This window comes from Rathayibacter sp. AY2B3 (genome assembly GCF_002931755.1).
Taxonomy (GTDB): Bacteria; Actinomycetota; Actinomycetes; order Actinomycetales; family Microbacteriaceae; genus Rathayibacter.
In genome coordinates this window covers 20961-45012 of record NZ_PSUG01000019.1, presented here as the reverse complement: position 1 = coordinate 45012, position 24052 = coordinate 20961, and the positions used below count along the sequence as shown (strand labels likewise).

Here is a 24052-nt window from a genome sequence, read left to right as displayed (position 1 = left end):
GCTGGCGGGACCGGTCAGGAGACCGGGGCGAGCAGGGCCACGGGGTAGTCGGCGAGGATCTCGGCGACCGGGGTCACTCCTCCCGCGAAGGTGCGGCCGGTGAGGACGTCCTCCATCGGGTGCCCGGGCAGGACCACGACCGTGCCGTTCCAGCCGCCGGCGGTGCCCAGGCCCTCGGGGAGCCGGGTCGCGACGGTCAGCGCGCCGCCGCGGTCGAAGGCGATCGCGTGCTCGGCGGCGGGCCCGATCGCGGGGACGGCGGCGTAGCGAGTGAACAGCTCGGGGCGGTCGCGGCGGAGCCGGAGGGCACGCGAGGTGACGAGGAGCTTCGCGGCGCCCTCGGCGTCGATCGCGGGCTTCCAGCCGCCGTCGATCCGCTCCAGCAGTGCTCGGCGCTGCCCGAAGTCGACCTCGCGGCGGTTGTCCGGGTCGACGAGGGAGGTCTCCCAGAGCTCGCTGCCCTGGTAGACGTCCGGGATGCCCGGGGCGGTGATCTGCACGAGCTTCGCGGCGAGGCCGTTCGACCAGCCGGCGGCGGACACCCGCTCGACGGTCTGCTCCACCAGCCGGCGGACGGCGGGCTCGTCGAACGCCGCGTCGATCGCCGCGTGCATCCGCTTCTCGAACTGCTCGTCCGGAGCGGTCCAGTGCGTCGAGTCGTCGGCCTCGCGCGACGCCTTCTCGGCGTAGGCGTGCAGGCGCTCGCGGCTCGCGGGCCAGGTCCCCACGACGGCCTCCCAGAGCAGATGCTCGATCGGGCCGTCGCCGAAGCCGACGAGGGCGTGGAGCTCGCGGAGCGTCGCCGCCCACGCCTCCGGGTCCTCGGCCAGTGCGGTGATGCGGGCGCGGGTGTCCTCGCCGCGCTTCGTGTCGTGCGTCGAGAGCGTGGTGAGCGAGGCGGGGAACGAGGCCTGGCGCACGGCCTGGCGGCGGTGGAACTCGACCAGGTCGATCGCGAACTCGTCCGGGTCCGCTCCGACCTCGTTCAGCGAGGTGAGGCGGCTGAAGCGGTAGAAGGCCGTGTCCTCGACGCCCTTCGCCATCACCATGCCGGAGGTCTGCTGGAAGCGCACGGACACCGGGGTGCCGGTCTCGCCGAGCGCCGCGGCGACCTCGTCGATGGTCGCGCGGATCTCGGGGCGGCGGCGCACGGCGTCGACGCGGGCGTGCTCGAGGTGCTCCGCTCCGTAGGGGAGGTAGCTGCGGTAGACCGGGTAGGTCGCCAGGAGCTCCGCCAGCGCGTCGTCCGCTCCCTCGATGCCGGGGATCAGGCGGGCCAGCCGCAGGACCTCGGAGCGGAGGATCCCGTCGGCGATGCCGCGCTTGGTGTCGTGGATGAGGTCGGCCCACTGCAGTGGCGCGCCCCTCCCCGTGAGCTCGGCATCGAGGCCCTCCAGCACGGGCCGCGCGTCGGGGTCGACCAGGATGCGGTCGACGTCGGCGAGGGCGTCGTAGCCGGTGGTGCCGACCGTCGCCCAGTGCGGCGGGAGCTCCTCGTCGCCCTCGAGGATCTTCTCGACCCAGACCGGTGCGCCGCCGATCGCGCGGGCCAGGTCGTCGAGGTATCCGCCCGGGTCGGCCAGGCCGTCCGGGTGGTCGACGCGCAGGCCGTCCGCGAGCCCCTCGGTGAACCAGCGGACGATCTCGGCGTGCGAGGCGTCGAAGACCTCGGGCCGCTCGACCGTGATGGCGGCGAGGGTGTTCACCGCGAAGAAGCGGCGGTAGTTCAGCTCGGCGTCGGCACGGCGCCAGTCCACGAGCTCATAGCTCTGGCGCTCGTGCACCGTGCGGCCGGAGTCGCCGGGCTCGGCGGTGCCGGGCGCGATCGGTAGGCGGTTCTCGTAGTAGTGCAGCTCGTCGCCGACGACCTCGAGCGCGTCGAGCTCGCTGTCGCTGTCGCCCTCGCTCGCACCGTCGCCGAGGATCGGCACGCGGAGCTTCCCGCTCCCCGCCTCCCAGTCGATGTCGAAGGCGGTGGCGTAGCGGGAGGACTTCCCGTTCTTCAGCAGGTCCCACCACCACGAGTTCTCGCTCGGGGTCGCGACGCCCATGTGGTTGGGCACGATGTCGATGAGGACGCCGAGACCCTCCGCCCGCGCCGCGGCCGAGGCGTTCGCCAGGCCCGCCGCGCCTCCGCGGTCGGGATCGACCTCGGTGTGGTCCACCACGTCGTAGCCGTGGTCCGAGCCGGGCTCGGCCTTCAGCAGCGGCGAGAAGTACAGCCAGTCGGCTCCGAGCGCGCGCACGTAGTCGGCGACGCGGGCGGCGTCGTCGAGGTCGAACGCCGACCGGATCTGGAGGCGGTAGGTGGAGGCGGGCAGACGCACGTCAGGCTCCTGTCGAGGGGGCGGTCGCGGAGTCGGTCGACTCGGCGTGGGGGCTGGTGGGTCCGGACGAGGACACGATCGGGATCGCCGACGTCGCGGCGAGGGACGCGAGCGAGGCCGCGACCGAGTGGTCGACCTCGGGCTCGGGGGTACTGTGCTCCTGCAGGATGACGAGCGACTTCGCCTGGACCGTGAGCATCGCCCCGGCCGGACGAGGGATCGAGTCGGCCTCGGCGCCGGCCGTGTCGACCAGCACGCTCCACTCGAGCGCGTACTCGTCGCTCGGGATCGCGAACTCGACGTCGACGTCGTCGGCGTTGAAGTACAGGAGGAAGCTGTCGTCGGTGACGGGGCGCCCGCGCTGGTCGCGCTCGCGGATCCCGTTGCCGTTGAGGTAGATGCCCACCGATCGCCCGAGGCCGGAGTCCCAGTCGGACGGGGACATCTCCGTGCCTGCGGCCGTGAACCAGACGATGTCGGGCAGGGGCTCGCCGTCGCCGCGCAGGACGGGGCGGCCGTCGAAGAAGCGCATGCGGCGGAAGGTCGGGTGCTCGGCGCGCAGGCGGATGAGCGCCGCGGTGAACTCGAGCAGCGGCCGGTCGGCGTGCGCCCAGTCGATCCAGGTCAGCTCGCCGTCCTGGGCGTAGGTGTTGTTGTTGCCGTTCTGGGTCCGGCCGAGCTCGTCGCCATGGAGGATCATCGGGACGCCCTGGGAGATCAGCATCGTCGCGAGGAAGTTCCGCTGCTGGCGCGCCCGGAGCGCGAGCACCCGCGGGTCGTCCGTGGGCCCCTCCACACCGTGGTTCCAGGAGCGGTTGTGCGACTCCCCGTCGTTGCCGTCCTCGCCGTTGGCGTCGTTGTGCTTCTCGTTGTACGAGACCAGGTCGCGGAGGGTGAAGCCGTCGTGCGCCGTGACGAAGTTGATCGAGGCGACGGGGTAGCGGCCCGAGTGCGCGTAGAGGTCGGCCGAGCCGGTGAGGCGCGAGGCGAACTCCCCCAGCGTCGACGGTTCGCCGCGCCAGAAGTCGCGGACAGTGTCGCGGTACTTGCCGTTCCACTCCGTCCACTGGGGCGGGAAGTTGCCCACCTGGTAGCCGCCGGGTCCGACGTCCCACGGCTCGGCGATCAGCTTCACCTGCGAGACCACCGGGTCCTGCTGGACGAGCTCGAAGAAGGTGGAGAGCCGGTCGACGTCGTAGAACTCTCGTGCCAGCGCCGAGGCGAGGTCGAAGCGGAAGCCGTCGACGCGCATCTCCGTCACCCAGTAGCGCAGCGAGTCCATGATCAGCTGCAGCGAGTGCGGGTGGCGCACGTTGAGCGTGTTCCCGGTGCCGGTGTAGTCCATGTAGTAGCGCTTGTCGTCGTCGACGAGGCGGTAGTAGGCCTCGTTGTCGATGCCGCGGAACGACAGGGTCGGGCCGAGGTGGTTACCCTCCGCCGTGTGGTTGTAGACCACGTCGAGGATGACCTCGATGCCGGCCGCGTGGAGCGCCTTCACCATGCTCTTGAACTCCTGGACCTGCTGGCCCTGGTCGCCCGTGGAGGAGTAGGTGTTCTGCGGAGCGAAGAAGCCGATCGTGTTGTAGCCCCAGTAGTTCGAGAGGCCCTTGTCCATCAGCGTGGAGTCGTTCACGAACTGGTGCACGGGCATGAGCTCGATCGCCGAGACGCCCAGGTGCTTGAGGTGGTCGATCACCGCGGGGTGGGCGACTCCGGCGTAGGTGCCGCGCAGCTCCTCCGGCACGTCGGGGTGCGTCTTGGTGAGCCCCTTCACGTGCGCCTCGTAGATGACGGTGCTGTCGTAGGAGGTGCGCGGGCGGCGGTCTCCGGCCCAGTCGAAGAAGGGGTTGATGACGACGCCCATCATCATGTGCGGCGCCGAGTCCTCGTCGTTCGTCGAGTCCGGGTCGCCGAAGGTGTACGAGAAGAGGGACTGGTCCCAGTCGATCTCCCCCGAGATCGCCTTCGCGTAGGGGTCCAGCAGCAGCTTGTTGGGGTTGCAGCGGTGCCCCGAATCGGGGTCGTAGGGTCCGTGGATCCGGAAGCCGTAGCGCTGGCCCGGCTGCACCTGCGGGAGGTAGCAGTGCCAGACGTACGCGTCCGACTCCTGGATCTCGACGCGCGTCTCCGTGCCGTCCTCCTCGAAGAGGCACAGCTCGACGCGCTCGGCGATCTCGCTGAACAGGGCGAAGTTCGTTCCGCTTCCGTCGAACGTCGCGCCCAACGGGTAGGCGGTTCCGGGCCAGGTCTCCACGAGACTCCTCAGGGGATTGGTCTCGGGCAGTCCGGGAGACGCCGATGTGCGGTCTGCGGATGCCCGACGTCGGGGGTGATGGTCCGTCACTTCCGCGACGGACCGACTGCTCAGCTTAGCGAGCGTGTCTCGAGCATTCCCCTGACGGTCAGCGCTCATCGCGCGGTCCCTCCTCCGGTGGTCACGACCGGCGGCCGGAACCGCCGTCCGATCCGTCCTGCGGGCGCGTCGGCGGGCAGGTCGTTCCAGTGGGTCACGCTCGAACAGTACGGTCGCACCCGGCCCGCCGGGGAGGGCTGGCGCCGCGCCGGGTGCATCGGCTAGACCGCGCCGGAGACACCGGCCGGCCCACGTGGAGGAGCCCGCCGGTCCTGACAGGAGCAGCGATCGGCTCCGTCAGAGGGAGCGCCCCCGCACCGGGACGCCCCACCGCGATCAGTGCGAGCCGAGCCTGCGCCGCAGGAGGTCGATCCGCGCCTGCAGCTGGGTCACGCTCGCCTGCGCCACCGCGGGTCCGCCGCAGAGCCGGCGCAGCTCGGTGTGCACCTGGCCGTGCGACTCGCCCGTCCCCCGTGCCCACAGGCCGACCAGGGAGTTGAGCAGGCTGCGCTGCTCCTTGAGCGTGCGGTAGAGCGGCGCCGGGATCTCGCTCGCCGGCTCGGCCGGGGCCGCCGCCCCCGCGCGGCTTCCGGCGCGCTTGGCCTGCCGCTGCTGCCGGTGCTGGAGCAGCTCCCGCACCTGGTCGGGCTCGAGGAGCCCCGGCAGGCCGATGAAGTCGAGCTCCTCCTCGCTCTCGACCTCGACCTCCATCCCGAACTCGGCGCCCTCGTAGACGACGCGGTCGAAGGTGGCGGCCGAGCCGATCGACTCGAAGCGGCCCTCCTCCAGCAGGTCGGAGGAGGCCTTGTCGCTGCGCTCGGCGTCGGCCATCAGGTCGGCCTCGGGGTACTCCTCGTCGTCGGAGGTCCTGCGGTCGAGGGCGTGGTCGCGCTGCAGCTCCATCGAGCCCGCCAGCGCGAGCAGGCCGGGCACGTTCGGGAGGAACACCGAGGCGGTCTCGCCGCGGCGCCGCGCGCGCACGAAGCGGCCGATCGCCTGGGCGAAGAACAGCGGAGTCGACGCCGACGTCGCGTAGACGCCGACGGCGAGCCTCGGCACGTCGACGCCCTCGGAGACCATGCGCACCGCGACCATCCAGCGGCTGGTGTCCTTCGCGAACTCCTCGATCCGGTCGCTCGCCTCCTTCTCGTCGGAGAGCACGACGGTGACGGTCTCCCCGCTGATCTCGCGGAGCATCGCGGCGTAGGCGCGCGCGGTGTAGTGGTCGGTCGCGATGACCAGGCCGCCGGCGTCGGGCACGGCGCGCCGCACCTCGGTGAGGCGGGTGTTCGCGGCGCGGAGGACCGAGGGGATCCAGTCGCCCTTGGGATCCAGCGCGGTGCGCCAGGCCTGCGAGGTGATGTCCTTGGTGTTGCCCTCGCCGAGCCGCGCCTCCATCTCGTCGCCGGCCTTGGACTTCCAGCGCATCTGCCCGGCGTAGACCATGAACAGCACGGGCCGGACGACGCCGTCCGCGAGCGCGCGGCCGTAGCCGTAGGCGTAGTCGGTGAGCGAGGTGCGGATGCCCTCCTCGTCCGGGAGGTAGCTGACGAACGGGATCGCCGCCGTGTCCGAGCGGAACGGCGTCCCGGTCAGCGAGAGCCGGCGGACGGCGGGCTCGAAGGCCTCGCGCACCGCGTCGCCCCAGCTGAGCGCGTCGCCGGCGTGGTGCACCTCGTCGAGGATGACGAGGGTGCGGCCGGACAGGGTGAGCTCGCGGTGGAGCTCGGCGCGGACGGCGACCTGCGCGTAGGTGACGGCGACGCCGTGGTAGTGGCGGGCATGGCGGCCCATGCGGTTGGTGAAGGTGGGGTCCAGGCGGATGCCGACGCGGTGCGCGGCCTCGGCCCACTGGCGCTTGAGGTGCTCCGTCGGCGCGACCACGGTGATCCGGTCGACCGTGCGGTTGTGCAGCAGCTCGGCGGCCAGCCGCAGCGCGAACGTGGTCTTTCCCGCGCCCGGGGTCGCGGCCGCCAGGAAGTCGCGCGGCTCGTGCTGGAAGTAGGCCTCGAGCGCCTCCGCCTGCCAGGCGCGGAGCTTGTTCGCGGTACCCCACGGGGCCCTGCCCGGGAACGACGGGGACAGGTGCTCAGCGGCGGAGGTGCCGACCTGATGACCGAAGCTCGAGGGACTGTTCACGTGGATCGAATCTAGCCGACGCCACCGACAGCGGCTCGGCCTCCGCGGCCCGCCGCGAGGCGCCCGGCGTGTCGCACTGTGCCGCCGCCGGCCGGGTGCGGAGCATGATGGAGGGATGGTCGAGCAGCGTCATCCGTGGTCCCGCTACGTCGCCCTGGGCGACTCCTTCACCGAGGGGATCGGTGATCCCGAGCCCGGCAGTCCCGGCGGGCACCGCGGCTGGGCCGACCGCGTGGCGGAGGTCCTGGGCAGCCAGAACGAGGACTTCGCCTACGCCAACCTGGCGGTGCGCGGCCGCCTCCTGCAGCAGATCGTCGACGAGCAGGTCGAGCCCGCGCTGGAGCTGCGTCCCGATCTCATCACCATCTCCGCGGGCGGGAACGACGTCATCCGCCCGGGGACCGACCCGGACGACATCGCCTCCCGCTTCGAGGCGGGCCTCGCCCGGCTCCGCTCCGACGGGGCGACCGTGGTCCTGTTCACCGGGGTCGATGTGGGCTTCTCCCCCGTGTTCGGGCGGATCCGCGGCAAGGTCGCGATCTACAACGAGAACCTGCGGGCGCTGGCCAAGCGCTACGACTGCATCGTCGCCGACCAGTGGTCCCTCCAGGAGATCCAGGACGTGCGGATGTGGGCGCCGGACCGCCTGCACCTCAACCCGCACGGCCACCACGAGGTCGCGCGGATGGTGCTCGAGTCGTTGAACGTCGAGAACGACCTGCGGCCCCTGGCCCCGGAGCCGCTGCACGCCCGCACGTGGCGTGCCGCCCGCACGGAGGACATCCAGTGGGCGCGGGAGTACCTCGTGCCGTGGGTGCTGCGCCGCGTCCGCCACCAGTCCTCCGGCGACTTCGTCACAGCCAAGCGTCCCTCCGCCGAGCGCTGGCGCACGGATCCGGCGGCCTCCGAGCCGGGCTCGGTCGTGCCGGGCAACGCGACGCCGGAAGAGGTCGCTGAGGACATCGCGACCGCCGGGGTACGGGTCATCGGCGACTAGTCGCCGGATCGTCGCCGGCCCGTCCGCTCCCGCGCGGGACACCGCTCCGTCCTCGGTAGGCCCGCCCCCTCGATCAGCCGAAGAGCTCGCCCGGGTGCCCGAGCCGCCAGGCGAAGCCCGGGTCCTCGATCGAGCCCTCCGCGACCAGGGGCAGCTCGTACGGGGTGCCGTTCACGTCGACCGTCGCGGTCCCGACGCGCTCGCCGTCGGCCACCGTCTCGACCGGGTCGAGCGCGACGGTGGTCGTCGTCGAGACCGCGCCCCATACGAGCACGGAGCGCGCCTCGACGGTCTCGGCGGTGGCGGTCTGGCCCCAGGCGCTGGTGAGACTCCCGTAGTCCTGGCCCTCGACGGTCAGCGGGACGGTCCGGAAACCCGCCTCGACGGTGGGGACGAGCGTCAGCACGTCCGCGGCGAGCTGGGGGTGCGTGCGCGCGCCCACGACCACGCCGACGAGGGTGACCGTCCGGCCCTCGACGGTCGCGTCCAGGGAGAAGAGGAGGCAGGAGCCCGCCTCGTCGGTCGTGCCCGTCTTGATCCCGTCCACTCCGGATCGGCCGAGGAGGGAGTTCGTGTTGTCGACCTCGCCGACGCCCGGGATGTCCGCGGTCGGCATCGCGACGATCGGAGCGAGCACCGGGTCCGCGATCAGCAGCTCGCCCAGGCGCACCATCTCGGCCGTCGTGCTGACCGTCGCCGGCGACAGCCCGCTGGTGTCGGCGAGGGAGGTCCGCTCGAGTCCCTGCCCGTCGAGCCAGCTGCGCGCGGCGGCGAGGAAGGCGTCCTCCGAGCCGTAGGCCCAGATCGCGAGCGACTTCGCGTAGTTGTTCGCGGACGGGAGCATCATCGCGGTCAGCGCCTGCCGCTCGGTCAGCTGCAGGCCGGCGGTGACCGGAGCGTTCGAGCCGTTCTCTGCCAGGGTCTCGTCGTAGTACCGCACGTCCGCGCTCGTGAACGTGATCGTCTCGCCGTCCGTCCCGTCCGCGATCGGCTTCGCGGCGAGGACGACCAGGGCGGTGACGACCTTGGCGATGCTCCCGGTCGGCACGGTGTCCGTGGAGCCGTAGCGCGCGAGCAGCCCGTCCTCCTCCGTCCCGTCGACGCCGACGGCCGCCACGGCTCCCGAGCCGTAGGCCGGCCAGGCCAGAGCGGGCGCGTCGACGGTGCTCGAGACGGGATCGACCGCGACGGCGCTCGCCGTCGGCAGCTCCGCGGTCGCCGCGTTGGTCGCGTAGGCGCCGCCTCCGCCGACCAGCACGGTCGCGGCGACGAGGCCGGCGACGACAGCTCCGCGCCGCCGACGCGGTCGCGGCTCCGGCGCGGCGGGCTCCCCGAACAGGTCGAGGGCGTCGTCGGATCGGGTCGGGGAGGTCACCCCGTCATCGTACGGGCGGGCCTCCCACCCGTCCCGGACGCCGCCCCGTCGTCGGACGCGACGGCTGACGGGCGACGCGTGGCACCGGAGGACGGCCCGACGCCCGGAGTCAGCGGCAGGTCGCCTCGGGGCCGCCGCGCGGTGGAGCCCGCCGGTCAGCGCCCGCGGGTCAGCGCCCACAGCGCGACGGCGCTCGCCGAGGCGACGTTGAGCGAGTCGACGCCGTGCAGCATCGGGATGGTCACGACGGTGTCCGAGGCGTCCAGCGCCGCGCGGCTGAGCCCGTCCCCCTCCGCACCCAGGACGATCGCGACGCGCTCGGGGCGGACCGCCGCGTACTCGTCGAGCGGCACCGCATCCGGGGCGAGCGCCAGCGCGGCGACCGAGAATCCGGCCTCCTCCAGAGCTCGGCGAGCCGGAGCCCACTCGGGCGTGCGCGTCCACGGCACCTGCAGGACGGTCCCCATGCTCACCCGGACGCTGCGCCGGTACAGGGGGTCCGCGCAGCGCGGCGTCACGAGCACCGCGTCCGCGCCCATGCCGGCCGCGGCGCGGAAGACGGCGCCGACGTTGGTGTGGTCGACCAGGTCCTCCAGGATCACGACGAGGCGCGCGCCCTCCAGCAGCTCGGCCATCGGACGCAGCGGCGGACGGTGCATCGAGGCGAGGGCTCCGCGGTGGAGGTGGAACCCGGTCAGCTCCTCGATCAGAGGATCCGGCGCCACGAAGACCGGCACCCCGGGGTGACGCTCGAGCACCCCGGCCGCGTCCGGCAGCCGCTTCTCCTGCACCAGGACCGAGCGGGGGAGGTGCCCGGCGTCGAGCGCGCGCTCGATCACCTTGGCCGACTCGGCGATGTACAGCCCGCCGTCGGGCTCCAGCACCCGCCGCAGCGCCACGTCGGTGAGGCGGTGGTAGTCGGCGAGGAGCGGGTGGTCCAGGTCGGTGACGGGCACGATCGGCATCCCGGCAATCTAGGGCACGGCGCGGACTAAACTCGTCCAGGGGCCGCTCGAACGGCCCTCGAAGGAGGCGCGGATGGAGTCGAGTCCGACACCGGTCGCCGAGGGCCCCGAGGCGCTCGCGGTCGAGCAGGCCGTCGAACTCCTCAGCGGGCGCCGCATCGCCGCCGTCACCGGCGCGGGCATGAGCACCGACTCGGGCATCCCCGACTACCGCGGAGCCGGCGCGCCGGTGCGCAGCCCGATGACCTACTCCCAGTTCGTCGCCGATCCCGACTACCGCCGCCGGTACTGGGCCGGCAGTCAGCTCGGCTGGCGCCGCTTCACCAGCACGCTGCCGAACGACGGCCACCGGGCGCTGGCCCGGCTCGAGGAGCGCGGCCTGCTCACGGGCGTTGTCACCCAGAACGTCGACGGCCTGCACGTCCGCGCCGGCTCGCGCCGTGTGGTGGATCTGCACGGCTCGGCGGACCGCGTGCGCTGCATGACCTGCGGCCAGTACTTCGCCCGCGACGCGGTCGCTGAGCGGATCGAGGAGCTGAACCCCTGGCTCGACGACCCCGACGTCTCCTCGCTCAACCCCGACGGCGACGCGGAGGTCCACGACGTCTCGGCGATGACCGTTCCCGAGTGCACCGTCTGCGGCGGGATCCTGAAGCCGGACATCGTCTTCTTCGGCGAGTTCATCCCGACGGAGCGGTTCGAGGAGGCGCGCGCCATCGTCGCGGGCGCCGACGCCCTGCTCGTGGCCGGCTCGTCGCTCGTGGTCAACTCCGGCATCCGCTTCCTCGAGATAGCCCGTCGCGCCCGGATGCCGATCGTGATCGTCAACCGCGGCACCACCAAGGGCGACTCGCGCGCGAGCATCAAGATCGAGGGCGGCACCAGCGAGGTCCTCCGCGAGCTCGCCGAGCGCCTGCCCGCCCGTCGCACCGCCGCCCTCTGAGCTCCTGACCGCTCCGCACCCGACCTCCCGAGAGACCCCTGTGACCCAGCTCACCCTCGTCCGACACGGCCAGACCGACTGGAACGCCGCCCGGCGCATCCAGGGCAGGAGCGACATCCCGCTCAACGCGACCGGGCGCGCCCAGGCGCGGGCGGCGGCGCGGCTGCTCGCCGAGCGGCGCTTCGACGCGGTGGTCGCCAGTCCGCTGCAGCGCGCCTTCGACACCGGAGCGATCATCGCGCGCGGTCTCGGCCTCGACGAGCCGCTGGCCGTCCCGGGGCTCGCCGAACGCGCCTACGGCGAGGCGGAGGGGATGACCGGCCCCGAGCTCGCCGAGCGCTTCCCCGGAGGCATCGAGCGCGCACCGATCCCCGGCTGTGAGACCCGAGCCGAGGTCGTCGAGCGGGCGACCGCCGCGCTGCTCGAGGTCGCCGACCGCTTCCCCGACGCGTCCGTCGTCGTCGCCACGCACGGTGCGGTCATCGGCAGCCTGATCCGCGCGCTGAGCAGCGAGGACCTCCCCGTGCACGGCGTCTCGGTCGGCAACGGCTCCCGGCACGACTTCGCGATCGTCGACGGCGCCCTGCGCATCGTCGGCGTCGACGACTCCGGCGACGTGGTCGTGGCGGACGTCGACCTCGACGACGTGCTCAGCCCGGCCCCGGGAGCCTGACGGTCCGCCTCCCGGAGGCGGCCCGGTCGGCGGGCCTGCGTCAGCGCCGGCCGAGGTCCTGCAGGAGCCCGAAGAGCACCCGGGCGGAGTCGCGCCAGGAGAAGGCCGCGGCCCGTTCCTTCGCCCGGGCCGAGTGCGCCCGCCACACGGTGCCGTCCTCGAGCGACCGCACGCCGTCGGCGATGCCCTTCGGGCTCGACGGGTCGACGTACACGGCGGCGTCCTGGGCGATCTCGCGGAAGATCGGGATGTCGCTCACCACGACCGGCGTCCCGAGCGCCATCGCCTCGACCAGCGGGATCCCGAAGCCCTCGTCGCGGCTCGCCGTCACGAGGGCGGTCGCCCGCGCGAGCACCGCGCGGTACTCCGCGTCCGGCGCCCCCTGGTGGAACACCAGCTTCGCGGTCGGTGCCAGAGCCCGCAGCGTCTCGACGGTCTCGTCGCTCGCCCGGCTCATCAGGTGCAGCTCGTAGTCGGGCAGGAGGCGCATCGCGCGCGCGAGCGTCTCCACGTTCTTGTACGGCATGAACGAGCCCATGTAGACGAGCGAGCGCGCTCCCGACCGGTCGGGCAGCGACTCGGCCAGCGCGACGCTCGCCTCGTCGGGCTCGGTCGCCGCGTTCGGGACGACGACCACCGGCCGGGTGGTGAGGCGGTGGGAGCGGATCAGGTCGCGGGTCGTCTCCGAGACGGTGACGACCGCGTCGGCGCGCTGGAGGAGCCTCCGCTGCGGCCACCAGGCGAGGTGGTAGAGCCGCCAGAGCGCGCGCACGGGAGCGGCCAGGTCGCGCGGCGGAGTGCGGTGGCGGTAGTAGATCAGGTCGTGCACGGTCAGCACGAGCCGGTAGCGGCGGCCGAGCGAGCCCATGGTCTGCATCGGTGAGAAGACCACGTCGGGCCGCAGCCGGTTCACCAGCAGCGCGACGAACGGCTCGAACGGGCTGGTCGGCCCGGTCACGCGCTCCCACGGGAGCGACGGGAGCATCGCGAGCTGGCGGCGATCGCTGATCAGCATGGTCACGTCGTGGAGCTTCGCGAGCTCGCGGACGAGCTCCGCGGTGTAGCGGCTGATCCCGTCGTGCCGCTCGAGCCGAGTGTACCGGCAGTCGACGACGATCCTCATCGGTCGATCCCCTCCTCGAGGGCCGCCCGCAGCACGGCGGCGGCCTCGTCCGGCGTCTCGTAGTGGATCAGGTGGCCGACGCCGTCGATGACGTGCAGGCGGGCGTGCGGGAGCCTCTCGAGGAGGCGGTACTGGGCCGCGAGCGGAGTGATGTCGTCCTGCGCCGCCGCGATCAGCTGCGTCGGCACGGCGATCCGGGGCGCGTACTCGCCGACGTCGTGGGAGACGGAGGCGCGGAACGCCTCGAGGACGGTGTCGCGGGAGGCGAACGCGCTGAAGTAGCGGTCGTGCTGGTCGTGCACGAAGCGTCGCAGCGCCGGCTCCTTCGTCTTCACCATCGCCAGGCTCATCACCCGCACGATCAGCGGGTCGCTGAGCAGGCGCCGCCCCAGTGGCCCCGGCAGGAGCGCACCGAGCCGGTAGTAGAGGACGGCGAGCCGGGTCAGGACGCCGCGCGGTCCCTGCAGCGCCGGCGCGCCGATCGGGTTGACCAGGACCAGGAGCGGAGTCGGCAGGCCCCCGGCGATCGCGGCGGCCGCGACGATCGAGCCGAAGGAGTGGCCGAGGACGGCCGCCTCGCCGCGGAGCCCCAGCGCGTCGAGGAAGGAGCCGAGCCAGGAGGCGTAGCCGTCCACGTCGTGCGGCAGGCGCGTCATCGGGGTCGAGGCGCCGAAGCCGGGCAGATCGGGAGCGAGCACCCGCACGTCCGCTCCCCCGGCGAGCAGGCGGGCGATGACGGGCTCGAGGCCGTGGTGCTCGCCGCGGAAGCCGTGCACCAGCACGAGGACGGTCGAGGCGTCCGCAGCGCCGTAGGTCCAGTAGGCGGTGTGGGATCCGGCGACGTCCACCGCGGCCTCGCGGACGGGGACACGGCCGAGATCGGAGGCGTAGGGGGAGGGAGTGGTCATCGCGTTCCTTATCGTAGGGAAAGCCCGTCGAAGATCTGGCCGCAACGCCTTGCGTGGCCTCGATCCGAGCCGGGAGCATGATCACGCGCTCGCAACACGGCGCACCGCCCACCCGTCTCGCGAGACGGTCATCCGCTCAGGCAGCAGCAGAAGGAGCACCGTGAGCTTCACGTCGCCGATCCAACTCCCCGGACTCGCCCTCGACCCCCAGTGGTACCGCCGGGCGGTGTTCTACGAGGTGATGATCCGGTCGTACTACGACTCGAACGGCGACGGCGCCGGCGACATCAACGGGCTCGCCTCCAAGCTCGACTACCTGCAGTGGCTCGGGATCGACGCCCTGTGGCTCCCGCCGTTCTACATGTCGCCTCTGCGCGACGGCGGCTACGACGTCTCCGACTTCAAGGCGATCCTCCCCGAGTTCGGCACGATGGAGGACTTCCGCGACCTCGTCCGGAAGGCCCACGAGCGCAACATGCGCATCGTGATGGACTTCCCGCTCAACCACACCAGCGACCAGCACGAGTGGTTCCAGCAGTCGCGCTCCGACCCCGAGGGCCCCTACGGCGACTTCTACGTCTGGAACGACACCGACGACAAGTGGCCGGACATCCGCATCATCTTCGTCGACACCGAGGACTCGAACTGGGCCTTCGACGCCGAGCGCCGCCAGTTCTACTTCCACCGCTTCTTCTCGCACCAGCCGGACCTCAACTTCGAGAACCCCGCCGTGCACGAGGCGATCCACGACGTGGTCAAGTTCTGGCTCGACCTCGGCGTCGACGGCATCCGGCTCGACGCGATCCCCTACCTCTACGAGTCGGACGAGGGCAACGGAGAGGGCGAGCCGCCCACGCACGAGTTCATCAAGAACCTCCGCACCATGGTCGACCGCGACTACCCCGGCCGCATCCTGATCGCCGAGGCGAACCAGTGGCCGCGCGAGGTCGCCGCGTTCTTCGGCACGGAGGAGGAGCCCGAGTGCCACATGGCGTTCGACTTCCCCGTCATGCCGCGCATCTTCTACTCGCTCCGCGCGCAGACGGCGAACGAGCTGAAGAAGGTGCTCTCCGAGACGTTCGACATCCCCAGCGGCGCCGCCTGGGGCGTGTTCCTGCGCAACCACGACGAGCTCACGCTCGAGATGGTGTCCGAGGAGTACCGCCAGGCCATGTACGGCTGGTACGCCTACGACCCGCGGATGCGCTCCAACATCGGCATCCGCCGCCGGCTCGCACCCCTGCTGGACAACTCGCGCGCCGAGCTCGAGCTGATCAACGCCCTGCTCTTCTCTCTCGCCGGCAGCCCGTTCCTCTACTACGGCGACGAGATCGGCATGGGCGACAACATCTGGCTCAACGACCGCGACGCGTCGCGCACGCCGATGCAGTGGACACCCGATCGCAACGCCGGCTTCTCGGCCGCCGACCCCGGCAAGCTGGTGCAGCCGATCGTCCAGTCGCTCGTGTACCACTACAACCAGGTCAACGTCGAGGCGCAGCTGGCGCAGTCGCGCTCCCTGCTGCACTGGATGCGGAACGTCCTGCACGTGCGCCGCGGCCACCCGGCGTTCGGTCTCGGGTCGATGCGCGTCCTCGAGACGGACCACGAGTCGGTACTCGCGTTCGTGCGCGACTACGCGGGCTCGGGCACGGCGATGGGCGACCAGCCGGAGGAGGTCCTCTGCGTCTTCAGCTTCAACCACAACCCGGTCTCGGTCACCATCACCGACCCCGAGAACCCCGGATCGACGCTGAGCGACCTGTTCGGCGGAGGCCGCTTCCCCGGATTCTCGGACGACGGCACGCTGATGATGACGCTCGGCACGCAGGGCTTCTTCTGGCTGCACGTCGCCAAGGCGCACGAGGCTCGCTGACCCGGCAGCACGCCGCGGGGCCTCCGGCCGATGTCGGAGGCCCCCTTTAGGCTGTCGGCGTGAGCACCACCGGAACGACCGAGACGCAGACCGAGCCGATGCTGTTCGACGACGCCGAGCAGGCGCTCGTCCCCTCCGAGGGGGCGCGCTGGTTCGACCTGCTGGCCGTGTTCGACCTCGAGACCACCGGCATCGACGTCCGCACGAGCCGCATCGTCACCGCACACGTCGGCGTGATCGACGCGGCGGGCGAACCGATCGAGGGCACGACCTGGCTCGCCGATCCCGGAGTCGAGATCCCGGCCGGCGCCTCGGCCGTCCACGGCATCAGCACCGAGCACGCCCGCGAGCACGGCCGTCCGGCCGGAGAGGTCGTGGCCGAGGTCTCGGAGGCGCTGCGCTCGCTCCTGGCGCGCGGCATCCCCGTCGTCGTCTACAACGCCCCGTACGACCTGTCCCTGCTCGCTCACGAGGCGCGCCGCTGGGGCGTGCCCGTGCTCCTGGATCCGAGTCCCGTCATCGATCCGCTCGTCATCGACAAGGCGGTGGACCGCTACCGCAGGGGGAAGCGCACCCTCACGCTCGCCGCGGAGCACTACGGGGTCGCCCTCACCGAGGCGCACGACGCGGGCGCCGACGCCGTCGCGGCGGGCCGGGTCGCTCAGGCCCTGGGCCGCGCCTTCGCCGACGAGCTGGGAGTGGGCGCGGAGGCCCTGCACGCGCTCCAGGTCGACTGGTGCCGCACGCAGGCCGAGTCCTTCCAGGAGTACATGCGCCGCGTCCGTGACGAGTCCTTCGTCGCCGACGGGAGCTGGCCGGTCCGCCACTGACGCCTCAGGCCAGTGTGCGCCCCTCGTGGAGGAGCGCCACGTACTCCGCGATCCGCCGCTCCCGAGTCTCGGCCCGCTTCAGCTGCGAGAGGCGGAAGAGGAACGCGAAGCGCTTCTGCCCGCCGACGGTCGCGAAGAAGGCCAGGGCCTGCGGATCCGCGTCGAGCGCCCGCTGGAGGTCGTCCGGCACCTCCGCGTCGCGCTGCCGGTAGGCCGCGTCCCAGCGCCCGTCGCCGCGAGCGCGCTCGACCTCGGCCAGCCCGCCCGGCAGCATCCGGCCCTCCGCCAGCAGCCGCGCGACGTGGTCGCGGTTGACCTTGGACCACGGGCTCGCGCGACGCCGCGGGGTGAAGGCCTGGAGCTTGAACTGCTCGTCGAAGGCTCCCGCCTGGCCGTCGATCCAGCCGTGGCAGAGCGCGACGTCGAGCGCCTCGGCGTAGGTGATCCCCGGATCCACGGCGGCCTTCTTGCGCAGCTTCAGCCGGACCCCGTCCGGGTCGGGCTCGCCGCGGAGGTAGGCGTCCCACTCCTCGGGAGTCGTGAACGGCAGGATCGGCTTGTCGGCGAAGGACACCATGCCGGGACGCTACCGCGCCGGCTCCCCGAGGGCCACGGACTGCGCGTCGGCGCAAGCCCTCGCTCCGCGGACCGCGGCGCTGTGGGATCGGGTGAGCACGTGCTCCCCCTCCCCCTCTCGCAAGGAGAAGTCATGCCCACGATCCGCACGGTCACCGTCCTCGGCAGCGGAGTGCTCGGCTCCCAGATCGCCTTCCAGTCGGCCTTCCACGGCTTCGCCGTCACCGTCTACGACCTCTCCGACGAGGTCCTCGAATCGGCGCGCGAGCGGCTGCGCGGCCTCTCGGGCGTCTACGAGTCGGTGCCCGGCGGCGTCGCCGGCGGACCGCAGGAGGCGCTCGACTCCCTCCGCCTCACCTCCGACCTCGCGGAGGCGGTCGCCGACGCCGACCTCGTGATCGAGGCCGTCCCCGAGGACCTGAGCGTGAAGCAGGAGCTGTACGGCCGGCTGGGTGCGCTCGCTCCCGAGCGCACGGTCTTCGCGACCAATTCGTCCACGCTGCTCCCCAGCGATCTGAAGGCCTCGACCGGCCGACCCGACCGCTTCCTCGCCCTGCACTACGCCAACCACGTCTGGGCGCAGAACACCGCCGAGATCATGGGGACGGCGGACACCGACCCCGCCGTGGTCGACGCCGTCGTGCAGTTCGCCGTCGCCAGCGGCCTCGAGCCCGTCCGGCTGCAGAAGGAGAAGGCCGGCTACGTCCTGAACTCCCTGCTGGTGCCGCTGCTCAACGCCGCGTCGGGTCTGCTCATGGGCGGCTACGCGGATCACGAGACCATCGACAAGACCTGGAGGATCGGAACCGGCGCGCCTCTCGGACCCTTCCAGATCTTCGACGTCGTCGGTCTGCGGACCGCCTACACCATCGCCGCCGCGGCGCCGGACGAGGCCTCCCAGGCGTTCGCCGCCCATCTGAAGACGGAGTACCTCGACCGCGGCCGCCTCGGTACGGCCACCGGTGAGGGCTTCTACCGCTACTGAGGACCGCCCGGCGGGAACGACGAAGGGCCCCCGACCGTGAGGTCGAGGGCCCTTCGGGGAGTGCTACTTGCCGAAGTTCTTGTAGCGGCTGTTGAACTTCTCGACACGGCCGGCCGAGTCCATGATGCGCTGCTTGCCCGTGTAGAACGGGTGCGAGGCGGAGGAGATCTCGACGTCGATGACGGGGTAGGTCACGCCGTCGAGCTCGATCGTCTTGCTGCTCTTCGCGGTCGAGCGGGTGAGGAAGGTCTCACCGGACGCGAGGTCGCGGAAGACGATCGCGGAGTACTCGGGGTGGATGTCGGTCTTCATGGTCGTGTCCTGTCGTCGATGGTCCTGAACCGCACCTGTCGTCGACGGGAACGGGTGGATGAGGGCGGGCGCACCGCGAACGGGCCCGAACCAGCTACCGAGAATACCAGACCGGCAGCGCGCGCAGAAGACGCGCCGCGCCCGGACCCCGGAGCCGGGTCAGCCGCGGGCGCGGGCCGAGAAGCGCCCGTTCTCGCGGGTGAGCGCGATGTCGAGCCCGAAGGTCTCGGCGAGCGTCGCCTCGGTCAGGGCCTCGGCCAGCGGGCCCGCCGCCACCACCGCTCCGTCGCGGAGGAGCAGGGCGTGGGTGAAGCCGTCGGGGATCTCCTCGACGTGGTGGGTCACCATCACGATCGCGGGCGACGCCGGGTCCTTCGCGAAGCCGCCCAGCAGCTGGACGAGCTCCTCGCGGGCGCCGAGGTCGAGGCTCGCGGCCGGCTCGTCGAGCAGGAGCAGCTCGGGGTCGGTCATGACCGCGCGGGCGATCTGGACGCGCTTCTGCTCGCCGTCCGAGAGCGTCCCGAACGTGCGCTCTGCGAGGTGCTCGAGCTTCCACTCGGACAGCACCCGGCGGGCGCGGCGCTCGTCGATCGCGTCGTAGCCCTCGTTCCAGCGGCCGGTCACGGCGTACGCGGCGGTCATCACGACGTCGAGCACGGTCTCGCCGGCCGGGAGGCGGCGGGCCATCGCGGTCGACGCGTAGCCGATGCGCGGACGCAGTTCGAACACGTCGACGCGGCCGAGGGTCTCCTCGAGCAGGTGCGCGGCACCGGTCGAGGGGTAGTTCTGCGCGGCGGCGATCTGCAGGATCGAGGTCTTGCCCGCCCCGTTGGGGCCGAGGATCACCCAGCGCTCGTCCTCGGCCACGTCCCACGACACGTGGTCGAGGATCCGCTTGCCGTTCCGGACGAAGGACACATCGACGAACGAGACAACGCTGGGCATGGGAGCCATTCTAAAGGAGGCGGCCGGGAGGCTCAGACGAGCGAGTCGTAGATCGCCCGGGTGTCCCGCGCGATCTGCGTCCAGCTGAAGTGGCTCTGCGCGCGCTCGCGGCCCGCGGCGCCCATCCGCTTGGCCGCCTCCGGGTCGGCGACGACCTCGGCGAGGGCGGCGGCCAGGTCGGCGACGTAGCGCTCCGGGTCCACGGGGGTGCCGGTGCCGTCCGTGACCTGCTCGATCGGGACGAGCCGACCGGTCACGCCGTCGTCGACGACCTCCGGGATGCCGCCGGTCGCCGTCCCGACGACGGCCGCACCGCAGGCCATCGCCTCGAGGTTGACGATGCCGAGGGGCTCGTAGATCGAGGGGCAGACGAACGTGGTCGCGCTCGTCAGGACCGCGGAGAGCTGGTGGCGCGGCAGGTGGCGGTCGATCCAGACGACGCCGGTGCGCTCCTCCTGGAGGCTGCGGACGAGGGAGGTCACCTCGGCCATGATCTCCGGGGTGTCGGGGGCGCCGGCGCAGAGCACGAGCTGCACCTCGGGAAGCAGGGTCGCAGCGGCGCGGAGCAGGTAGGGCAGGCCCTTCTGCCGGGTGATGCGGCCGACGAAGACGACGGAGGGTCGCGAGGGGTCGATGCCGAGCTCGGCGAGGACGGCCTCGTCCTCGACGGGGTGCCAGGCGTCGAGGTCGATGCCGTTGTAGACCACGTGGACCTTCGCCGGGTCCAGGGCCGGGTAGGAGCGGAGGATGTCCTCGCGCATGCCGCCGGACACCGCGATCACGGCGTCGGCGTTCTCGTACGCCTCCCGCTCGATCCAGCTCGAGACGCGGTAGCCGCCGCCGAGCTGCTCGGCCTTCCACGGACGCAGCGGCTCGAGGCTGTGCGCCGAGACCACGTGCGGGATGCCGTGCAGGAGCTGGGCGAGACGCCCCGCGGCGTTGGCGTACCAGGTGTGGGAGTGGACCAGGTCGGCCCCCGCCGCGTCCTGCGCGATCTGCAGGTCGACCCCGAGGGTCTGCAGGGCGCCGTTCGCCTCGGCGAGCTCCGCGGGGACGGAGTACGCGAATGTGCCCGCCTCCTCGCGCGGCGCGCCGAAGCAGCGCACCACGACCTCCAGGTCACTGCGCAGCGCCTTGGTGAGCTCGGCCACGTGGACACCGGCTCCCCCGTACACCTCGGGCGGGTATTCCTTGGTCAGCAGATCGACTCGCACCCCCGAACCGTAGTACAAGGCGCTCTCCCGGCGACAGCCGGGGTCCACGGGGAAGCGCGAGCCCCTACTGTGGTGCCATGCAGTCAAAGAAGATCTTCGGCATCGTCCTCGCCGGCGGCGAGGGAAAGCGCCTCATGCCCCTCACGGCGGACCGGGCCAAGCCCGCGGTGCCGTTCGGCGGGCAGTACCGGCTGATCGACTTCGCGCTGTCCAACCTGATCAACTCCGGTCTCACCCAGATCGTCGTGCTGACGCAGTACAAGTCGCACTCGCTCGACCGCCACGTCTCGCAGACCTGGCGCCTCTCCGGGCTCCTGAACTCCTACGTCGCCTCGGTCCCCGCGCAGCAGCGCCTGGGCAAGCGCTGGTTCAGCGGCTCGGCCGACGCGATCCTGCAGAGCCTCAACCTGATCCGCGACGAGAAGCCCGACATCGTCGTCGTGGTCGGCGCCGACCACGTCTACCGCATGGACTTCTCGCAGATGATCGACGCGCACATCAAGTCGGGTGCGAAGGCGACTGTCGCGGCCATCCGCCAGCCGATCGAGCTCGCGGACCAGTTCGGCGTCATCCAGCTCGCCGGAGACGAGGCGGGCGACGGCATCGTGCCGACGATGATCTCCGAGTTCCTCGAGAAGCCCAAGGACGCCGTGGGCCTGGCCGACTCGCCGCACGAGGTCCTCGCCTCCATGGGCAACTACGTCTTCGACGCCGACGCCCTGATCGACGCGGTCATCCGCGACGGGGAGTCCTCCACGTCGGACCACGACATGGGCGGCGACATCATCCCCGACTTCGTCGCGCGCGGCGAGGCCGGCGTCTACGACCTCAAGCTCAACGACGTCCCCGGCTCGACCGACCGCGACCGCTACTACTGGCGGGACGTCGGCACCATCGACTCCTTCTTCGAAGCCCACCAGGACCTCATCTCGGCTCTGCCGGTCTTCAACCTCTACAACCAGCAGTGGCCGATCTTCTCGTCGCAGCTGAACTCCCCGCCGGCCAAGATCGTCCGCGACGGCAAGGGCAACATGGGATCGACGGTCGACTCGGTCGTCTCGCTCGGCACCGTCATCTCGGGCGCGCACATCGAGCGCAGCGTCGTCGGGCCCTGGACGGTCATCGAGTCGAACGCGACGGTCACCGACTCTGTGGTCTTCGACAAGGTCCGCATCGGCCCGGACGCGCTGGTCGTCCGCGCTATCCTCGACAAGGACGTCGTCGTCGAGCCCGGTGCTCGGGTCGGCGTGGACCACGACCACGATCGCGAGCGCGGGTTCACCGTGACCGAGTCGGGCATCACCGTCGTCGGCAAGGGCGTCGTCGTCCACCCGTAGCACCCCCACGGGTCGAGCTCTGCGCCCCGGCGCGCCCACCCGACCGATCGGACCGGCCCATGAGTGAGCGTCCTGCGACGCCTGCCCGCTTCCTCGTCGTCCTCGACGCGGACTCCACCCTCCTCCAGGACGAGGTGATCGAGCTCCTCGCGGTGCACGCCGGCTCCGAGGAGCGCGTCGCCGCCGTCACCGAGCGGGCGATGCGCGGCGAGCTCGACTTCGGCGAGAGCCTCCGCGAGCGCGTCGCCACTCTCGCCGGGATCCCCGAGTCGGTGCTCCCGGGCGTGAGCTCGGGCGTCCGCGTCACGCCCGGCGCCGCTGAGCTCGTGGCCGGCGTGCACGCTGTCGGCGGCCGCATCGGAGTCGTGTCCGGAGGGTTCCACGAGGTCCTCGACCCGGTCGCCGGCGCGCTCGGCCTCGACTTCGTCCGGGCCAACCGCCTCTGCTGCCGGGGCGGCCTGCTGACCGGAGCGGTCGACGGAGCCGTCATCGACGCCGCGGCCAAAGCGGAGGCGCTCCGCGAGTGGGCGGCGCTCTCGGGCGTTCCGCCGCAGCGCACGATCGCCGTCGGCGACGGTGCGAACGACCTGGAGATGATGGCGGTCGCCGCCCTCGCCGTCGCCTTCAATGCCAAGCCCCTGGTGCGCGAGCGCGCCGACCTCGTCGTCGGCGGCCTCGACCTCTCGCAGCTGCTGCCCGTCCTCGGCCTCCGCGGCTGAGGCCCGTCTCCTCCGCCCTCGAGGGGGTCAGCCGCCCGCGGTCGCGACGAGCCCGGCACAGCCGAGCGCCAGCGCCCAGCTGACGAGCGAGCCCACCAGGAAGTACTCCGCCTTCTCCCCGCTGCCGCCGTCGCGGGAGATCTCGGGGAAGCGCACGATCCCCTTGGCGGCGAGCACGGCACCGGCGAGGCCGATCGCTCCCGCGAGCGTGAGGCCGGCGATCAGCAGCCGCTCCAGCGGTCCGATCGTGCGCCCGCCCTGGAGGTCCGGCAGGCGGGCGTCGGTCGGCTCGCGACGCGCGAACCGCTCGCTCCAGCGCGGACGCGGCGCGGGCTCGGCCTGCGGGAGCTCGCGGAACAGCGCCGCCCGCACGATCACGTTGCCGCTCTCCAGCAGGAAGAGCCCGGCTCCGACCGCCAGGGCGAGCTGCTCGAGCGGAGGGAGCGTGTTCGCGACGGCGGCAGGCGCGAGCGGCGCCGTCGGGACGCCGGCGGCGCGGTCGACGATGGTCAGCACCAGGACCGCCGCGATGAGGCCGACGGCCGGGCGCAGCCCCCCGGGCGGCCGCGCGTTCTCGACGGTCGTGGTCGTCAGCAGCCAGGCTCCGGCCAGGACGACGACGATCGCCGCACCGAGCGGCGGGGCTCCGACGACGAGCGCTGCGGTCACGGCGGCGGCGGCGAGCACGGGGATCGCGAGGAGGGCCGCACGGCGGCGGAGGTGCGTGCGCGCGAGGTCGGCGAGGCCGATCACGGCGAGCAGCAGCGCCGTCAGCACGTCTCCTCCAGCAGGCGCGCGCCGGCGAGGAGGGCGCCCGCTCCCGCGCGCCGCAGCGCCTGCGAGACGGCGGGCTGCGAGATCGACTCCTGCTCGCCCAGCTCCTTCTGCGACGCTCCACGCAGGCTCCCGAGCACGAGCCGGCGATCGCGCGCGCTGAGCGCTCCGACCAGGGCGTCGCGGGAGAGGAGGTAGGCGTTGACCGCCGCCTCGCCGGCGCTCCCGTCCGAGTCTCCGGCGACGAACCACCCGCGTGCCGTGGGCACGGCGCCGTCCTCGAGCGCGTGGGCGCGGTCGATGGCCTCGCGCGCGCGCCACCAGCCGGAGCCGTCCTCGAGGTCCCCTGCGATTCCCGAGCCGACCACCCGCACCTCGCCCAGGCCGATGCCCACGCGGCAGTCGATGCCGGCCGGGAGCGAGAGGCGCGCCTGCAGCGTCGCCCGGAGCGCGGAGTGGACGGAGGGGTGGATCGCCTGGAACTCGTCGCCGACCGTCGGATGCAGGGGCTGGATCGCCGGGACCGCGGCCTCCACGTCGGCGAAGCCCTGCTCGATCTCGCGCTGGGCGCCCGCACGGTCGACGAGGGAGCGGGAGGTCACCAGGTCCAGGAGGACGGCGACGACGTCGGAGGAGGTCATCGCATAAGCCTAGAGCTTATATCCGGCAGATATAAGCTCC

21 protein-coding genes are annotated in these 24052 nt (G+C 72.2%); 8 read left to right on the top strand and 13 right to left on the bottom strand.

The window, feature by feature from the left end; genetic code table 11:
- Window positions 1-14 precede the first annotated feature (14 nt).
- The 3 genes from treY to C5C24_RS08190 form a co-directional block, all read right to left on the bottom strand.
- Window positions 15-2327, bottom strand: coding sequence for a malto-oligosyltrehalose synthase (gene treY / locus C5C24_RS08200; RefSeq protein ID WP_104304727.1), 2313 nt, complete (start codon window positions 2325-2327; stop codon window positions 15-17).
- 1 nt (window position 2328) lies between these two features.
- Window positions 2329-4581, bottom strand: a complete 2253-nt coding sequence (glgX, locus tag C5C24_RS08195) for a glycogen debranching protein GlgX (protein WP_104304726.1) — start codon at window positions 4579-4581, stop codon at window positions 2329-2331.
- A 435-nt stretch (window positions 4582-5016) separates the two neighbouring features.
- A complete protein-coding gene (locus C5C24_RS08190; protein ID WP_104237466.1) occupies window positions 5017-6819 on the bottom strand; it encodes a DEAD/DEAH box helicase in 1803 nt (600 codons plus the stop codon).
- A gap of 115 nt (window positions 6820-6934) precedes the next feature.
- Here C5C24_RS08190 and C5C24_RS08185 point away from each other — a divergent pair, with 115 nt between their 5' ends.
- A complete protein-coding gene (locus tag C5C24_RS08185; RefSeq protein WP_104280610.1) occupies window positions 6935-7816 on the top strand; it encodes an SGNH/GDSL hydrolase family protein in 882 nt (293 codons plus the stop codon).
- 73 nt (window positions 7817-7889) lie between these two features.
- On the opposite strand, the gene C5C24_RS08180 is transcribed toward C5C24_RS08185, so the two are convergent.
- Both C5C24_RS08180 and C5C24_RS08175 read right to left on the bottom strand, forming a co-directional pair.
- On the bottom strand, window positions 7890-9191 hold the full coding sequence (locus C5C24_RS08180) for a D-alanyl-D-alanine carboxypeptidase family protein (RefSeq protein ID WP_181135504.1): 1302 nt from the start codon (window positions 9189-9191) through the stop codon (window positions 7890-7892).
- Between the two features lie 155 nt (window positions 9192-9346).
- Window positions 9347-10156, bottom strand: a complete 810-nt coding sequence (locus tag C5C24_RS08175; RefSeq protein ID WP_104304724.1) for an RNA methyltransferase — start codon at window positions 10154-10156, stop codon at window positions 9347-9349.
- 73 nt (window positions 10157-10229) lie between these two features.
- Here C5C24_RS08175 and C5C24_RS08170 point away from each other — a divergent pair, with 73 nt between their 5' ends.
- A complete protein-coding gene (locus C5C24_RS08170; protein WP_104275621.1) occupies window positions 10230-11099 on the top strand; it encodes a Sir2 family NAD-dependent protein deacetylase in 870 nt (289 codons plus the stop codon).
- A gap of 40 nt (window positions 11100-11139) precedes the next feature.
- Window positions 11140-11772: a histidine phosphatase family protein gene (locus C5C24_RS08165; protein ID WP_104304723.1), complete on the top strand. Its 633-nt coding sequence runs from the start codon at window positions 11140-11142 to the stop codon at window positions 11770-11772.
- 40 nt (window positions 11773-11812) lie between these two features.
- Here C5C24_RS08165 and C5C24_RS08160 read toward each other — a convergent pair whose 3' ends face one another.
- Window positions 11813-12895, bottom strand: a complete 1083-nt coding sequence (locus C5C24_RS08160) for a glycosyltransferase family 1 protein (protein WP_104304722.1) — start codon at window positions 12893-12895, stop codon at window positions 11813-11815.
- A complete protein-coding gene (locus C5C24_RS08155; protein WP_104280615.1) occupies window positions 12892-13803 on the bottom strand; it encodes an alpha/beta fold hydrolase in 912 nt (303 codons plus the stop codon). Before C5C24_RS08155 ends, C5C24_RS08160 begins: the two co-directional genes overlap by 4 nt.
- Window positions 13804-13963: 160 nt before the next feature.
- Here C5C24_RS08155 and treS point away from each other — a divergent pair, with 160 nt between their 5' ends.
- Window positions 13964-15679 carry a maltose alpha-D-glucosyltransferase gene (treS, locus tag C5C24_RS08150; RefSeq protein WP_104275618.1) on the top strand — a complete coding sequence of 572 codons (1716 nt, stop codon included), beginning with the start codon at window positions 13964-13966 and terminating at the stop codon, window positions 15677-15679.
- 98 nt (window positions 15680-15777) lie between these two features.
- Complete coding sequence (locus C5C24_RS08145; RefSeq protein WP_104304735.1) at window positions 15778-16509, top strand: 3'-5' exonuclease; 732 nt, start codon at window positions 15778-15780, stop codon at window positions 16507-16509.
- Between the two features lie 4 nt (window positions 16510-16513).
- Here C5C24_RS08145 and C5C24_RS08140 read toward each other — a convergent pair whose 3' ends face one another.
- A complete protein-coding gene (locus C5C24_RS08140) occupies window positions 16514-17086 on the bottom strand; it encodes a YdeI family protein (protein WP_104304721.1) in 573 nt (190 codons plus the stop codon).
- 132 nt (window positions 17087-17218) lie between these two features.
- Between C5C24_RS08140 and C5C24_RS08135 the strand changes: the two genes are divergently transcribed.
- Entirely contained in the window at window positions 17219-18070 is an 852-nt protein-coding gene (locus tag C5C24_RS08135; RefSeq protein WP_104304720.1) for a 3-hydroxyacyl-CoA dehydrogenase, read from the top strand.
- A gap of 63 nt (window positions 18071-18133) precedes the next feature.
- On the opposite strand, the gene C5C24_RS08130 is transcribed toward C5C24_RS08135, so the two are convergent.
- From C5C24_RS08130 to glgA, 3 genes are all read right to left on the bottom strand, one after another.
- Window positions 18134-18382 (bottom strand): type B 50S ribosomal protein L31, encoded by a 249-nt coding sequence (locus tag C5C24_RS08130; protein ID WP_068253003.1) that lies wholly within the window; start codon window positions 18380-18382, stop codon window positions 18134-18136.
- A gap of 159 nt (window positions 18383-18541) precedes the next feature.
- The gene (locus tag C5C24_RS08125) at window positions 18542-19327 is read right to left on the bottom strand and encodes an ABC transporter ATP-binding protein (protein WP_104275615.1); all 786 of its coding nucleotides are present in this window, start codon (window positions 19325-19327) and stop codon (window positions 18542-18544) included.
- A gap of 32 nt (window positions 19328-19359) precedes the next feature.
- On the bottom strand, window positions 19360-20541 hold the full coding sequence (glgA, locus tag C5C24_RS08120) for a glycogen synthase (RefSeq protein WP_104304719.1): 1182 nt from the start codon (window positions 20539-20541) through the stop codon (window positions 19360-19362).
- A 77-nt stretch (window positions 20542-20618) separates the two neighbouring features.
- Between glgA and C5C24_RS08115 the strand changes: the two genes are divergently transcribed.
- Both C5C24_RS08115 and serB read left to right on the top strand, forming a co-directional pair.
- Window positions 20619-21878 (top strand): glucose-1-phosphate adenylyltransferase, encoded by a 1260-nt coding sequence (locus tag C5C24_RS08115; protein ID WP_104275613.1) that lies wholly within the window; start codon window positions 20619-20621, stop codon window positions 21876-21878.
- A 59-nt stretch (window positions 21879-21937) separates the two neighbouring features.
- Window positions 21938-22597, top strand: coding sequence for a phosphoserine phosphatase SerB (serB, locus tag C5C24_RS08110; RefSeq protein ID WP_104275612.1), 660 nt, complete (start codon window positions 21938-21940; stop codon window positions 22595-22597).
- Window positions 22598-22624: 27 nt separating this feature from the next.
- Here serB and C5C24_RS08105 read toward each other — a convergent pair whose 3' ends face one another.
- Window positions 22625-23374 carry a hypothetical protein gene (locus tag C5C24_RS08105; RefSeq protein WP_104304718.1) on the bottom strand — a complete coding sequence of 250 codons (750 nt, stop codon included), beginning with the start codon at window positions 23372-23374 and terminating at the stop codon, window positions 22625-22627.
- Window positions 23368-24012: a SatD family protein gene (locus tag C5C24_RS08100; RefSeq protein WP_104304717.1), complete on the bottom strand. Its 645-nt coding sequence runs from the start codon at window positions 24010-24012 to the stop codon at window positions 23368-23370. Before C5C24_RS08100 ends, C5C24_RS08105 begins: the two co-directional genes overlap by 7 nt.
- Window positions 24013-24052 lie beyond the last annotated feature (40 nt).

What these genes read in the sequence shown, in the direction of transcription:
- C5C24_RS08185 (WP_104280610.1), top strand. Translation starts at nt 6,935, where the DNA reads ATGGTCGAGCAGCGTCATCCGTGGTCCCGCTACGTCGCCCTGGGCGAC.
- C5C24_RS08175 (WP_104304724.1), bottom strand. Translation starts at nt 10,156, where the DNA reads ATGCCGATCGTGCCCGTCACCGACCTGGACCACCCGCTCCTCGCCGAC.
- C5C24_RS08170 (WP_104275621.1), top strand. Translation starts at nt 10,230, where the DNA reads ATGGAGTCGAGTCCGACACCGGTCGCCGAGGGCCCCGAGGCGCTCGCG.
- C5C24_RS08160 (WP_104304722.1), bottom strand. Translation starts at nt 12,895, where the DNA reads ATGAGGATCGTCGTCGACTGCCGGTACACTCGGCTCGAGCGGCACGAC.
- C5C24_RS08155 (WP_104280615.1), bottom strand. Translation starts at nt 13,803, where the DNA reads ATGACCACTCCCTCCCCCTACGCCTCCGATCTCGGCCGTGTCCCCGTC.
- C5C24_RS08145 (WP_104304735.1), top strand. Translation starts at nt 15,778, where the DNA reads ATGCTGTTCGACGACGCCGAGCAGGCGCTCGTCCCCTCCGAGGGGGCG.
- C5C24_RS08140 (WP_104304721.1), bottom strand. Translation starts at nt 17,086, where the DNA reads ATGGTGTCCTTCGCCGACAAGCCGATCCTGCCGTTCACGACTCCCGAG.
- C5C24_RS08135 (WP_104304720.1), top strand. Translation starts at nt 17,219, where the DNA reads ATGCCCACGATCCGCACGGTCACCGTCCTCGGCAGCGGAGTGCTCGGC.
- C5C24_RS08130 (WP_068253003.1), bottom strand. Translation starts at nt 18,382, where the DNA reads ATGAAGACCGACATCCACCCCGAGTACTCCGCGATCGTCTTCCGCGAC.
- C5C24_RS08125 (WP_104275615.1), bottom strand. Translation starts at nt 19,327, where the DNA reads ATGCCCAGCGTTGTCTCGTTCGTCGATGTGTCCTTCGTCCGGAACGGC.
- C5C24_RS08115 (WP_104275613.1), top strand. Translation starts at nt 20,619, where the DNA reads ATGCAGTCAAAGAAGATCTTCGGCATCGTCCTCGCCGGCGGCGAGGGA.
- serB (WP_104275612.1), top strand. Translation starts at nt 21,938, where the DNA reads ATGAGTGAGCGTCCTGCGACGCCTGCCCGCTTCCTCGTCGTCCTCGAC.
- C5C24_RS08100 (WP_104304717.1), bottom strand. Translation starts at nt 24,012, where the DNA reads ATGACCTCCTCCGACGTCGTCGCCGTCCTCCTGGACCTGGTGACCTCC.